The organism is Rhizobium sp. L51/94 (assembly GCF_019355555.1).
Classification (GTDB): domain Bacteria; phylum Pseudomonadota; class Alphaproteobacteria; order Rhizobiales; family Rhizobiaceae; genus Rhizobium; species Rhizobium rhododendri.
Genome location: NZ_CP072141.1, coordinates 2938138 through 2950794 on the forward strand (window position 1 = coordinate 2938138; position 12657 = coordinate 2950794).

The 12657-nt window shown below is 63.4% G+C and carries 8 protein-coding genes and 1 riboswitch; of the genes, 3 read left to right on the plus strand and 5 right to left on the minus strand.

What is annotated here, in order from left to right; all coding sequences use genetic code 11:
- Nucleotides 1–10: 10 nt before the first annotated feature.
- The 5 genes from J5274_RS14450 to cobU form a co-directional block, all read right to left on the minus strand.
- Entirely contained in the window at nucleotides 11–436 is a 426-nt protein-coding gene (locus J5274_RS14450; RefSeq protein ID WP_142823088.1) for an EamA family transporter, read from the minus strand.
- Nucleotides 436–1083: a cob(I)yrinic acid a,c-diamide adenosyltransferase gene (gene cobO / locus J5274_RS14455; RefSeq protein ID WP_142823089.1), complete on the minus strand. Its 648-nt coding sequence runs from the start codon at nucleotides 1081–1083 to the stop codon at nucleotides 436–438. Before cobO ends, J5274_RS14450 begins: the two co-directional genes overlap by 1 nt.
- Before the next feature lie 127 nt (nucleotides 1084–1210).
- Nucleotides 1211–5233, minus strand: coding sequence for a cobaltochelatase subunit CobN (gene cobN / locus J5274_RS14460; protein WP_142823090.1), 4023 nt, complete (start codon nucleotides 5231–5233; stop codon nucleotides 1211–1213).
- 235 nt (nucleotides 5234–5468) lie between these two features.
- Nucleotides 5469–6515: a cobalamin biosynthesis protein CobW gene (gene cobW, locus J5274_RS14465; protein WP_142823091.1), complete on the minus strand. Its 1047-nt coding sequence runs from the start codon at nucleotides 6513–6515 to the stop codon at nucleotides 5469–5471.
- Nucleotides 6516–6519: 4 nt separating this feature from the next.
- Nucleotides 6520–7044: a bifunctional adenosylcobinamide kinase/adenosylcobinamide-phosphate guanylyltransferase gene (gene cobU, locus J5274_RS14470; RefSeq protein WP_142823092.1), complete on the minus strand. Its 525-nt coding sequence runs from the start codon at nucleotides 7042–7044 to the stop codon at nucleotides 6520–6522.
- 151 nt (nucleotides 7045–7195) lie between these two features.
- Nucleotides 7196–7587: riboswitch (cobalamin riboswitch) on the minus strand.
- Nucleotides 7588–7752: 165 nt separating this feature from the next.
- On the opposite strand from cobU, the gene J5274_RS14475 reads away from it, so the two are divergent.
- The 3 genes from J5274_RS14475 (at nucleotide 7753) to J5274_RS14485 (ending at nucleotide 12502) form a co-directional block, all read left to right on the plus strand.
- Nucleotides 7753–9543: a chloride channel protein gene (locus tag J5274_RS14475; RefSeq protein ID WP_142823093.1), complete on the plus strand. Its 1791-nt coding sequence runs from the start codon at nucleotides 7753–7755 to the stop codon at nucleotides 9541–9543.
- A 112-nt stretch (nucleotides 9544–9655) separates the two neighbouring features.
- Nucleotides 9656–10510: an oxidoreductase gene (locus J5274_RS14480; RefSeq protein ID WP_142829184.1), complete on the plus strand. Its 855-nt coding sequence runs from the start codon at nucleotides 9656–9658 to the stop codon at nucleotides 10508–10510.
- A gap of 123 nt (nucleotides 10511–10633) precedes the next feature.
- Nucleotides 10634–12502: a glycoside hydrolase family 15 protein gene (locus tag J5274_RS14485; protein ID WP_219274649.1), complete on the plus strand. Its 1869-nt coding sequence runs from the start codon at nucleotides 10634–10636 to the stop codon at nucleotides 12500–12502.
- The last annotated feature ends 155 nt before the right edge of the window (nucleotides 12503–12657 follow it).

A 12657-nucleotide genomic window follows, 5' to 3' on the forward strand; every position in this document is an offset into this window, starting at 1 on the left:
GGGACACCGATCAGAACAGCGCCAGCAGCAGCGCACCGCTGGCAATCAGCGCAACGCCGAGCCAGTTGACCATTCCAAGCTTTTCACCGAGGAAGACGACGCCGAAGATGGCGACCAGTACGATCGACAGCTTGTCGATAGGCGCGACGCGGGCTGCATCGCCGAGCTTCAGGGCTCGGAAATAAGCGATCCACGAGCCGCCGGTAGCAAGGCCGGACAGGCCGAGGAACAGCCAGGTCTTGGCAGAAATTGTCGACGGCGCCTGCCATTGGCCGGTGGCAGTAACGATGGCGGCGAGGATGACGATGATCACCATGGTGCGGATCAGCGTCGCGAGGTCCGAATTGACGCCGGAGATGCCGATCTTGGCGAAGATCGCGGTCAGCGCCGCGAAGGCGGCCGATAGGATCGCCCAGAAAACCCAGCTCTGCGTCATCAATATTCCACTCCGGCCTGCCCCTTGATACCGGAGCGGAACGGATGCTTGATCAGCTCCATCTCGGTCACCAGGTCGGCGATCTCGAACAACTCTTCCTTGGCATTGCGGCCCGTCAGCACGACATGCGTCATATAGGGCTTTTCCGTTTTCAGAAACTCGATGACCTCTGCCAGATCGAGATAATCGTAGCGCAGCGCAATGTTGATCTCGTCGAGCAGCACCATCGAGTTGCGCTCGTCGCGGATAAGCTCCTTGGCCTTCTCCCACGCAGCTCCAGCCGCCGCAACGTCGCGGGCGCGGTCCTGCGTCTCCCAGGTAAACCCCTCGCCCATGGTGTGGAAGGCGCATATATCCGAGAAATGCTTCTCGATCAGGTCCCGCTCGCCCGTCCACATCGCGCCCTTGATGAACTGCACGACGGCGGAGCGCTTGCCGTGGGCAATATGCCGAAAGATCATCCCGAAAGCGGCCGAGGACTTGCCCTTGCCCTTGCCGGTGTGGACGATGATCAGCCCCTTGTCGCCGCTCTTCGTCGCCATGATCTTGTCACGCGCCGCCTTCTTCTTCGCCATCTTCTCGGCGTGGCGGCTATCGTCGGGCTTTTGCTCCGGCGCGGTCACGCCGTCGGTTGTGTCTTCGCTCATGGCTGTCGTCCTGAAATCTCGGGCTTCTGTGCCAGCGGGCCGCCCGGCCGGAAATGGAAACCGATTTGCGGCTCGCTAATTGTTTTCGGCGTCTGCAGAAAACTGGTCCTACTCTCTACAACGACTATCATGCCAGCGCCTCTTCGCCTGTTTCCATCAGCGCGAACCGCGCCGAGTTGCTGCGCGGTGTCCACAGCTGGCGATCAATCGCCTCCAGAAGCCGCTCCTTCATGTCAGCGAAGGCAGCGGGGTTCTTCTCCGTCATGAAATCGGCGACGCGGGCGTCTGTTACGAAGGCCTGGTAGACCGCCTCGAAGTGGTGATCGCGGACGGCGCCTGTCGTTGCCGAAAAGGCGAACAGGAAATCAACGGTCGCAGCGATCTCGGCAGCCCCCTTGTAACCGTGGCGCATGACGCCGGAGATCCATTTCGGATTGACGACGCGGCCGCGCACCACCCGGCCGATCTCTTCCTCAAGCGAGCGGATCACCGGCTTTTCGGGCCGCGAATGGTCGTTGTGATAGATAGGCGGCCGGGCGCCGCCCAGTTGCTCGGCCGCGGCCGCCATGCCGCCCTCGAACTGGTAGTAATCGTCGCTGTCGAGCAGGTCATGCTCGCGGTTGTCCTGGTTCTGCACGACGGCCTGAATCGATGCCAGCCGCTCTTCGAAGACACCGCGCTCGGCTTTGCCATCTTCACCGGCGCCATAGGCGTAGCTGCCCCAGACCAGATAGGCCTCGGCGAGATCGGCGCGCTTCTCCCAGCCCTTTTCGTCGATCAGCGCCTGCAGGCCAGCACCGTAGGCGCCCGGCTTGGAGCCGAAGACACGATAGCCGGCCCGTTTTGCTGCTGCAGCCGCATCCAGCCCCTCGGCCATCAGGCGTGCGGTTTCTCCCTGCATGCGGGCTGCGATTGCATTGTCCTCAGGGTCTTCATCCAGCGCGCCGACAGCCCGGACGGCCTTGTCGAACAGCGCGATCTGCTCGGGAAAGGCATCCCTGAAGAAGCCGGAAATCCGCAGCGTCACATCCACCCTAGGACGACCAAGCATGGCCGGCGGTATGATCTCGTAGCCGGTGACCCGCCGAGACGCCATATCCCACAGGGGCTTGACGCCAATCAGCGCCATCGCCTGGGCAATATCGTCGCCGCCGGTGCGCATATTCGACGTGCCCCAGGCCGTCAGGCCGATCGAGACCGGCCATTCCCCGTGATCCTGGACATAGCGCCGGACCAGCAGTTCGGCCGAGGCCTTGCCAAGCTGATAGGCCGCAGGCGTCGGCACCGCGCGGCTGTCGACGGAATAAAAATTGCGGCCCGTCGGCAGCACGTCCGGCCGGCCGCGCGTCGGCGCGCCCGACGGTCCCGGAGGCACGAAGCGGCCGTCGAGACCGGCCAGCAGCCCGTCGATCTCGGCCGGTCCACAGGCCTGGATCGAGGGTTTCAGGCGGGACTCAATTTCGGCAAGCACGGCCTGCGTCTGCGACCAATCCGGCGGGCAGAGGCTGGTGCCATCGACCAACCGGGTGGCCAGCAATTCGATGCGCTCCACGGTATCGCCGTTGGTGCGCCATGGGTCGCCGGATACATCGACGAGGATTTTCGGGCGCTGGCCTGCCCAGGCATCGGCCATCCCGCAGTCCAGCGGGTCGAAGGTTTTGGGTTGCGGAGGTTTACCCCCCTCTGTCCTGTCGGACATCTCCCCCACAAGGGGGGAGATCGATGGGGCGGCGGCAATCTCCACACTGAAGTCCGCTTTTGCAGCAAGCTCCGCAGGTGCATTTTTGTGACCACGGCGCGGCATACCAATCTCCCCCCTTGTAGGGGAGATGTCAGCAGACCCGACAGAGGGGGGTGGAGCGTCACACACAAACGCCGCCAGCCCCGCATCCGCAGCAATCGCCCGCTGCAGGCTCTGGTCGCCGCCCTCGCCCAAACCGCGCGGCACACGGGCCAGCGCTACCGTCAGGTCAGTCAGCAGCCGTCCCTGCGGCGACACGCCGAAGACGTGCAGCCCGTCGCGGATCTGCATTTCCTTCAGGTCGCAGAGATAGGCATCGAGCTTCTGCAGCGCACTCTCCTCGCTCTCGCCCTTGGCAATGCCGGCATCCTGGTCGAGGCCGATATCGGTGACGAGATCGAGGATCTGCTTGCGCAGCAGCAGGATGCGGCGCGGATCGACGCCGGAGGCTTCGTAATATTCGTCTACCAGCGCTTCGAGGTCCTTCAGGGGACCGTAGCTTTCGGCGCGCGTCAGCGGCGGCGTCAGGTGGTCGATGATCACGGCACTGGTGCGGCGCTTGGCCTGCGTGCCCTCGCCGGGATCGTTGACGATGAACGGATAGAGATGCGGCATCGGCCCTAGGATGGCTTCGGGATAGCAGGTCTCCGACAGCGCCAGCGCCTTGCCCGGCAACCATTCGAGATTGCCGTGCTTGCCCATGTGGATGACGGCATGGGCACCGAATTCCTGGCGCAGGAAGGCATAGAAGGCGAGATAGCCATGCGGCGGCACGAGATCCGGCGAGTGGTAGCTCTCCTTCGGATCGATGTTGTAGCCGCGTGCCGGCTGGATGCCGACCAGCATTTCGCCGAAGCGGGCAAAGGACAGGGCGAATGCGCCATCGACGACATAGGTGTCGCCCTCGGGCCCACCCCAGCGCGCCGTCACCTCATCCTGAATCTGAACCGGAAGAGACGCAAAGAAGGTCTTGTAACGACTCATCGAAAGCGTTTCGCGGATCACCTTCCCGTCGCGGCCGGAGTTGGTCGGCCCCTGCATGAGATGGGTGATCAGCGCGTCGCCATCGGCCGGGATATCGGCCACCGGATAACCGTTCGCCGCCATCGCCCGCATGACTTCCACCGTGCCGGCCGGCGTGTCCAGCCCGACACCGTTGCCGAGCCTGCCGTCGCGGTTCGGATAGTTGGCCATCACCAGCGCCACGCGGCGCTCACCCGGCGGCGTCCGGCGCAGCCGCGCCCAGTTGGCAGCGAGTGATGCAGTATAGCGCATGCGGTTGATCGACGGCTCGCTGCCGACGATATTGGCCTCCACCCGCTCGTCGTAACGGGCTGCCGCCTTGAACGATACGGCGCGCGACAGCACGCGGCCATCGACCTCGGGCAGCGCCACGTTCATGCCGAGATCGCGCGCCGAAAGACCCTGCGCCGAGGCGGTCCAGGCCTCCTTGGAAGACGCGGAGAAGATCGCCTGCAGCACGACGGCGTCGCTCGCCTCCAGCACCGTCGGCTTGCGGTCTGCGCCGGGGGCGGAGATCGCAAAGCCCGTGGTGTTGATGACCACATCCGGCAACGCGGCGCCAAAAATGTCGGCGATGATGGACTTGGATGCCGGGTCCTTGAGACTATAGGCGAACACCGGCAGCGGCCGCACACCGGCCTCCACCAGCGCCGATATCATTGCCTCGACCGGCCGCGTCTCGCCGCTCTGAACGAGAGCCCTGTAAAAGCTGATTGCGACAATAGGCCGTTGCTCCCGGTTATTCTCCTCCCTTGTGGGGGAGATGTCGGCCCGGCCGACAGAGGGGGGTAACGTCGCAACCTCAGAGGCCACCTCCCACGCATCAACATCGACAACACCCTGCCCCGGCCACCAGATGCCGGCCTTGGCAAGCGGGCTCGCCGGCTGCGGCTTTTCGGCTCCGGACAGCATCGCCGACGCATAGGCCAGAAACGCCCGCGCGTTATCGTCGCCACCCTCGATCAGATAGGACCACAGCGCATTGAGATCGTCGAGCGCGATGTTGGAGAACGGCATGACGCCCGGATCCGGCTTGGAATCGCCCGGTATGACCGCGATCTTAGCCCCCTGCCGTGTCGCCACTGCATGCAGCGCTTCCAGGGCATATTGAAAATAGCTCGCGCCACCGAGCGCCCGGACGATGATCATCTTCGCATGTCGCGCCGTCCGCTCGACATAGGTGTCGACCGACATCGGATGTTTCATGCTGAGCAGGCTTGCCAGACGCAGCGAACGGGTGCCGTCATTGTGGGCATAAGCCGCAGCGATAGCGGCAAGCTCGGTATCGGCTGCCGACAGGAACAGGATATCGCCCGGCGACTGACCGAGGTCGATCGCCTCGTCGCCATCGGATATCGAGCCCTTCTGGGCTAGGAGAAGATGCATGCGGCACCTCCCCGATGGGCGGGTTCGAGCACGGGGCGGCGCCCCCCTCTGTCCTGTCGGACGTCTCCCCCACAAGGGGGGAGATCGGTTGCGGGAGCCTCCATGCTCAAACGAAATTCAACGCCTGTAAAACGCTCAGTTGGACAGGAAAAGATCAGCCGCAGCTTCCCGATCTCCCCCCTTGTGGGGGAGATGTCACGCAGTGACAGAGAGGGGTAAGCCGCGGCAAATACCATCAAACAAGCGCCTCGATCGCACTGCGTACCGCCGCCTGGTCCATATCGTGCAGCCCGATCACCACCAGACGCGTCGCGCGGACTTCGCCCGGCGTCCAGGCGCGGTCAAAATAATGGTCGACACGGCTGCCAACGGCCTGCAGCTGCAGTCGCATCGGCTTGCCCGGCACATCGACGAAACCCTTGAGACGCAGTACGTCGTGATGGCCGATGACTGTCTTCAGCCGCTCGATAAACGTGACCGGCTCGGCGATGGGCCCGAGGTCGACAACGAAACTGTCGAACTCGTCATGGTCGTGCGGCGTACCGTCGGCATGCTCGATCTCATGGTGGGACAGCCGGTTGCCGACATCGGCCTCCGTGCCGATGCCGAGCCCCAGCAGCACGGCTGCCGAAACCTCGCCGTTGCGGGCCTCGATCATCGGGGGCTTGCGCTCGGTGCGCGACAGGACTTCGGCCCGAACGGCTGCAATGCCGGCGGCGTCCAGCAGGTCGGTCTTGTTGAGCACGATGAGGTCGGCGCAGGTCAACTGGTCCTCGAACAGTTCCTCGATCGGGTTGTCATGGTCGAGCGAGGCATCTTCCGCCCGCGCCGCATTGACGGCGTCGTGGTCGTCGGCAAACCGGCCGGCAGCGACGGCAACGCTGTCGACAACGGTGATCACGCCATCGACCGTCACGTGCGTGCGGATATCCGGCCAGTTGAATGCTGCCACCAGCGGCTGCGGCAACGCCAGGCCGGATGTCTCGATGACGATGTGGTCGGGCCGCGGGTTGCGGGCAAGCAACTGGGTCATCGTCGGGATGAAGTCATCGGCGACCGTGCAGCAGATGCAGCCGTTGGTGAGCTCGATGATATCGTCGGCAGAGCAGTTCTCAGCGCCGCAATCCTTCAGCACGTCGCCGTCGACGCCGAGATCGCCGAACTCGTTGATGATGAGGGCGATGCGCTTGCCGCCGGCATTCTGCAGCAGGTTGCGGATCATCGTCGTCTTGCCAGCCCCGAGGAAGCCGGTGATGACGGTGGCGGGAATTTTCTGTTGCAATGGATCAGCCTTTCATTTTCAGCGGCAGTCCGGCGGCGACGAAATAGACGTCGGTGGCCTCAGCCGCGATCATTTGGTGGAGACGGCCGGCATGGTCGCGAAAATCCCGCGCCATGCGGTTTTCCGGCACGATGCCGAGACCGACCTCGTTGGAGACGAACACCAGGCGCGCCTTTGCGCCCGGCAGGAATTTGCAGAGTGAGGCGAAGGCAGCAGCCATGTCGCGCTCTTCCATCATCAGGTTGGTGACCCACAGCGTCAGGCAATCGACAAGAACAGCGCGGCCGGGCGCGTCGATGGCACCGAGTGTGCCGACAAGATCGAGCGGCTCCTCATGCGTCGTCCAGCCCTCGCCGCGATCGACGCGGTGTTGGCGGATGCGCTCCGCCATCTCGGCATCCCAGGCTCGACCGGTGGCGACGTAATGGCGGTCGAGGCCGGAGCCGGTAACGAGCGCCTCGGCAAAAGACGACTTGCCGGAGCGCGCGCCGCCAAGCACGAGGGCCGTTCCGAATGTTGGGGATGACATCAGGTTGTTCCGATCCTCACGCGGTTCTGCGCGAAGCTGCAAGCGTGCAACAGTTCGGATCAGGCAAGCGCGCCGCAATGACGCGCAAAAGCAAACGTTCAGCCATGACAACCTCCGTGCTGGCAGCGGGACGACGTCCCAAAGGGTGGGCTTTTCGCCCGGCACGGATGGCAGGTCTCCTGGCTCACGGTTGCAATCTCCGGTCGGAACGACGGATATCGTTCCGACCGGAGATCACGGGTCTTTCTCGCCTTCCCGGCAGGTCATCATGAAAAGGCGGACGATTCGTAGATGAAGAGGCGTCCCACCCCGGTAAATCATGATGCCACGCCAGTGGCTTTTCCGATGCCTTCGACTTAAGGCCCGCCTGCACCATTGCAGAACATCACCCGTCGTCCCGGAACACCGGACGAAAGACCCTGACCGTTCTACAGTCGCGGGGTCGGCTGCGATAGGAGCGCCCTGTATGGGTCCGCCCGGTCACATTCCCTTTTGATCCCATACCGTTTTCACGGCGCGGGAACCTTCCGTTATGCGTTCAGGATTAGGCCTTCGCCTTATGCAAGTCAACTGATCGACGAATTCGGTTTCTGCCATATATGTGTTGAAACGGCGCTGAAATCATTCCCGGCGGCGGTCTTTTTGTCGCAATTGCCAGTGTAAAGACGTCCTGCTTTAAACAACCGCCTCTCTTTCATGCGTAACGCCATGCTTCAACGATTCCATGCGCCCCGCTTTCGCACCCTCCGGTCGCTTTTCGAAGCCGGGCGGATGCGCGCGATCCTGCGACAGAGCGAAGTCGGCCTCGTCATTGCCGGCGCATTGGTCGGCGTGACGTCCGGGCTGGCGGTGACGGCCATGAGCCTGATCTCTCGCCAGATGCACATGCTGATCTACGGTATCGGCGATGACGGCAGGCTGAGCAGCGCGGTGATCGACAACAAGCTGTTGTTGCTGCTGGCGCCGATTGCCGGCGGCGTGCTGCTGGGGCTGATGCTGTTCATCCTCTCCAAGACCCGCAAAAAGCCGATGATCGACCCGATCGAGGCCAACGCGCTTCACGGCGGCCGGCTGTCGCTGACCGACAGCATTCTGGTCTCCATTCAGAACCTCATATCCAACGGTTTCGGCGCATCCGTCGGGCTGGAGGCCGGCTACACGCAGATCGCCGCCGGCATCGCCTCGAAACTCGGACTGAAACTGCAGCTGCGCCGGGGCGACCTTCGCACTCTTGTCGGCTGCGGTGCGGCCGGTGCCATCGCCGCAGCCTTCAGCGCCCCCCTCACCGGCGCCTTCTATGCCTTTGAGCTGATCATCGGCAGCTACACCATTGTCACCCTGACCCCGGTCGTCGTTTCCGCCCTCGTCGCAACGCTGGTCGCACGCCTGCTCGCCGGCAGCGACGTGATGATCGATATCGGCGATTTCGGCAGCGTCGTGCCGGCCGACTACATTCCGGCCCTGCTTCTCGGCGCAGTCTGCGCCGGTTGCGGCATCCTGCTCATGCAGGGCGTCTCCTTCATCGAGGAGCTGGCCCGCAAGAGCGCCATCCCCCAGTATGTCCGCCCGGCACTCGGTGGCATCGTCGTCGGCATGCTCGCCCTGATCTCGCCGCAGGTGCTGTCGGCCGGCCACGGAGCGCTGCATCTCAATCTCGGCCGGGATATCGCCATCCCGGCCTTGATCGGCATCCTGCTGCTGAAGTCGCTGGCCTCGGCGGTTTCGATAGGCTCCGGCTTCCGTGGCGGCCTGTTCTTCGCCTCGCTGTTCATGGGCGCCCTGCTCGGCAAGATCTTCGCCTACTCCGCGCCCTACTTCGATCACGCGACGCTGACGCCGGTCATCTATGCCGTGGTCGGCATGAGTTCGCTGGCCGTGGCAGTCATCGGCGGCCCGCTGACGATGACCTTCCTGGCGCTGGAAATAACGGGCGACTTTCCGATCACCGCGCTGGTGCTTGCCGCCGTCATAACCTCGTCGCTCGTCGTTCGCACCACCTTCGGCTACTCCTTTGCCACCTGGCGCTTTCACCTCCGCGGCGAGAGCATCCGCAGCGCCCACGATGTCGGCTGGATCCGCAACCTGACGGTCGCCCGTATGATGCGCCCCGATGTGCGCAGCGCCAACGTCAACATCAGCATCGCCGACTTCCGCCATGATTTCCCGATCGGCTCGACCCAGCGGGTCGTGCTGCTGGACGATGCGGAGAAATATGCCGGCATGGTGCTGGTGCCGGAAATATACGCCAGCCCCGTCGACCAGGACGATGGCGATCGCGGCCTTGGCGATTTCATCCGCTACAAGAACGACTTCCTGCAGCCGCAGATGAATGCAAAGCAGGCGGCCGCGATCTTCGACAAGACCGAAAGCGAAGCACTGGCTGTGGTCAACAATCTGATCGAGCGAAAGGTCATCGGCCAGCTGTCGGAAAGCCATACCCTGCGGCGCTATTCGGAAGAGCTCGACCGGCGCCGGCGAGAGGAGTCAGGCGAACTCTGAGCCCGCAATCAATTTCAGTATTGACGCGTACGCACCACGCTCTAACTCAGATGCACCATAACGTCCGGTACCGTGCCAAGTGGCGCCGCCGGCACAAGCACTGAAAGCAAACATGGCAACCTCCTCCACGCCCGTCTGGTTCATCACCGGCTGCTCGACCGGCTTCGGCCGCGAACTCGCGACATTGGTACTCGAACGCGGCTGGCGCGCCGTCGTCACCGCCCGTGGCAAGGAGCGTGTCGCCGATCTCGTCACGGGTCACGAAGACAGTGCCCTAGCGCTGGACCTCGACGTCACCGACAAGGAGCAGATCGCTGCCGCCGTAAGGGCCGCCGAAGAACGCTTCGGCCAGATCGACGTGCTGGTCAACAATGCCGGTTACGGCTACCAGGCATCGATCGAAGAGGGCGACGACGACGCCATCCGCGCCCAGTTCGATGCCAACGTCTTCGGCCTCTTCGCCATGACCCGGGCCGTATTGCCGGGCATGCGCAAGCGCCGCCGGGGCCATATCATCAACATCACCTCGGTTGCCGGTCTCGTCGGCTTTCCCGGCTCCGGCTACTATGCAGCCAGCAAGCACGCCGTCGAGGGCATGTCGGACGCGCTTGCCGTCGAAGGCCGGCCGCTCGGCATTAAGGTTACCTGCATCGAACCCGGCCCGTTCCGCACAGATTGGGCCGGCCGGTCCTTACAGCAGACGGTCTCCGGCATCGCCGACTACGAAGAGACCGTCGGCGCACGGATGGCCTCGACAGCAGCCATCAGCGGCAAGCAGAAGGGCGATCCGATCCGCGCTGCAAAGGCGATGATGATGGTAACGGAACTGGAGCACCCGCCGCGCCACCTGGTGCTCGGCGCTTTCGGCGTCGATGCCGTATCGAAAAAGCTCTCGGACAGTCTGGCCGAAGTCGAACAGTGGCGCGACACCTCCATCGGTGCCGATTTCCCAGAGTCCGAACAATAAGTTCACAGCTATGGCGGCGTTCCTCTTACCGCTCGCGAAAAGCCGGTCGTCCACCGCGACGACCGGACACCACCTTACTGCGCCGTCGCGGATAGGCGGTGGCGAAAAACAGGGACGGCATGGATGACTGACAACAGGTCCGCTGCAACAGACATCGGCAAGCATGAGCCGCCGCCCCTGAACGAAGGCCACCTGACCGCCATCCCACGGCCAGTGGCCGACCATGGAACCATCGGCAATCTGCGCACCACCGCTCTGGTCGCCCGAGACGGTGCCATCGACTTCCTGTGCTGGCCGAACTTCGACAGCCCCAGCGTCTTCCTGGCTTTGCTCGATCCGGAAAAGGGCGGCGCCTTCGAACTCTCGCCGGATATCGCCGGCGCGCGCACCATCCAGATGTACGTCCCCGAAACCAACGTCCTGATGACGCGCTGGCTCGGGCATGCCGGCAGCGCCGAAATTACCGACCTGATGCCGAGCCCGACTACGACCGGCGAGAGCGTCTGCCGGATCGTGCGCCGCGTCGCCGTCACGCGCGGCACAGTCACCATCCGGCTGAAATGCTGGCCACGCTTCGACTACGCTCGCACCATCCCGGACGTTACCGTCGATGAACACGGTGCCGTATTCAGCGGACCCGACGGCTTGCGCTTGCGCCTGACCGCACCGGTGGCACTGACGCCGATGAACGGAGGAGTGACGGCGGAATTGACGCTCAAGGTCGGAGAGCAGGCGGATTTCACCTTCGGAGACGACGACGGCGTGCTCATGCAGACCGAGGAGGTGTCATGCGTCATCCTCGAGACAAAAAACTACTGGCAGAAATGGGCTGCCCGGTCGACCTATCACGGTCGCTGGCGGGATGCCGTGACCCGCTCGGCGCTGGCCCTTAAACTGATGACCTCGCTCAGCCACGGCTCGATGGTCGCTGCCGCCACCTTCGGCCTGCCGGAGGCGCCCGGCGGCGAACGTAACTGGGACTATCGCGCCACGTGGATCAGGGATGCATCGTTCACGGTCTATGCGCTGATGCGGCTCGGCTACCAGGAGGAGGCAATGGCCTTCAGCCGATGGACCGGCGCGCGCACCCAGCAAGACTGGGACGGCCAGCTTCTGATCATGTACCGGATCGACGGCAGTTCCGATCTGGAGGAAGTCGAGCTGGACCATCTGGCAGGCTACGGCGGCGCACGCCCCGTGCGTGTCGGCAACAAGGCTGCCGAGCAAATCCAGCTCGACATCTACGGCGAGCTGATGGACTCTATCTACATCAGCAACAAATACGGAGAGGCTATCTCCGGTCGGGGCTGGCGCGGCGTTCAGCGCTTTGTCAATTACGTTTGCGACAACTGGCAGCTACCGGATGCCGGCATTTGGGAGGTGCGCAACGAACCGTCCGAGCATCTGCACTCCCGGCTGATGTGCTGGGTAGCCGTCGACCGCGCGATCCGGCTGGCTGAAAAGCGCTCGCTGTCCGCCCCCTTCGAAAAATGGGTGACGACGCGCAACGAGATCAGCGAAGATATCTGGGCGAACTTCTGGAACGACGAACTCGGCCATTTCGTGCAGGGCAAGGGTGCGACCAATGTCGATGGCGCACTGCTGCTGATGCCGTTGGTACGTTTCGTCAGCGCCACCGACCCGGCGTGGCTGGCGACGCTCGATGCCATCGGCGACCAGCTGGCCGACGACAGCCTGGTGAAGCGCTACAAGCAGGAAGATGGCCTCGACGGCCAGGAAGGTGCGTTTGCCGCCTGCTCCTTCTGGTATGTCGAATGCCTCGCCCGCGCTGGTCGCCTCGACGAGGCACGCATAAACTTCGAAAAGCTGCTGCTCTACGGCAACCACCTGCAGCTCTATCCGGAAGAGTTCGATGCGCGCGGCGAGTTCCTCGGTAATTTCCCGCAAGCCTTCACGCATCTCGCCCTCATCAGCGCTGCCTTCTATCTGGACAGGGCACTGGATGGCAAATTCGGTCAGTGGCGGGCATAGAAGGGCACGGCTTGTTAGCGTCACTGCTTCCCGAATAGTTTGATTTTTATCGGATAACGCGCCGAAGGTGTGTTGTCGTGTTTCATTTCAGGGCGGTTGCATCTCAGCGATTGACAATTTGCCGATATGTTTCAAGAGTGCGCCGCATCGGCTGA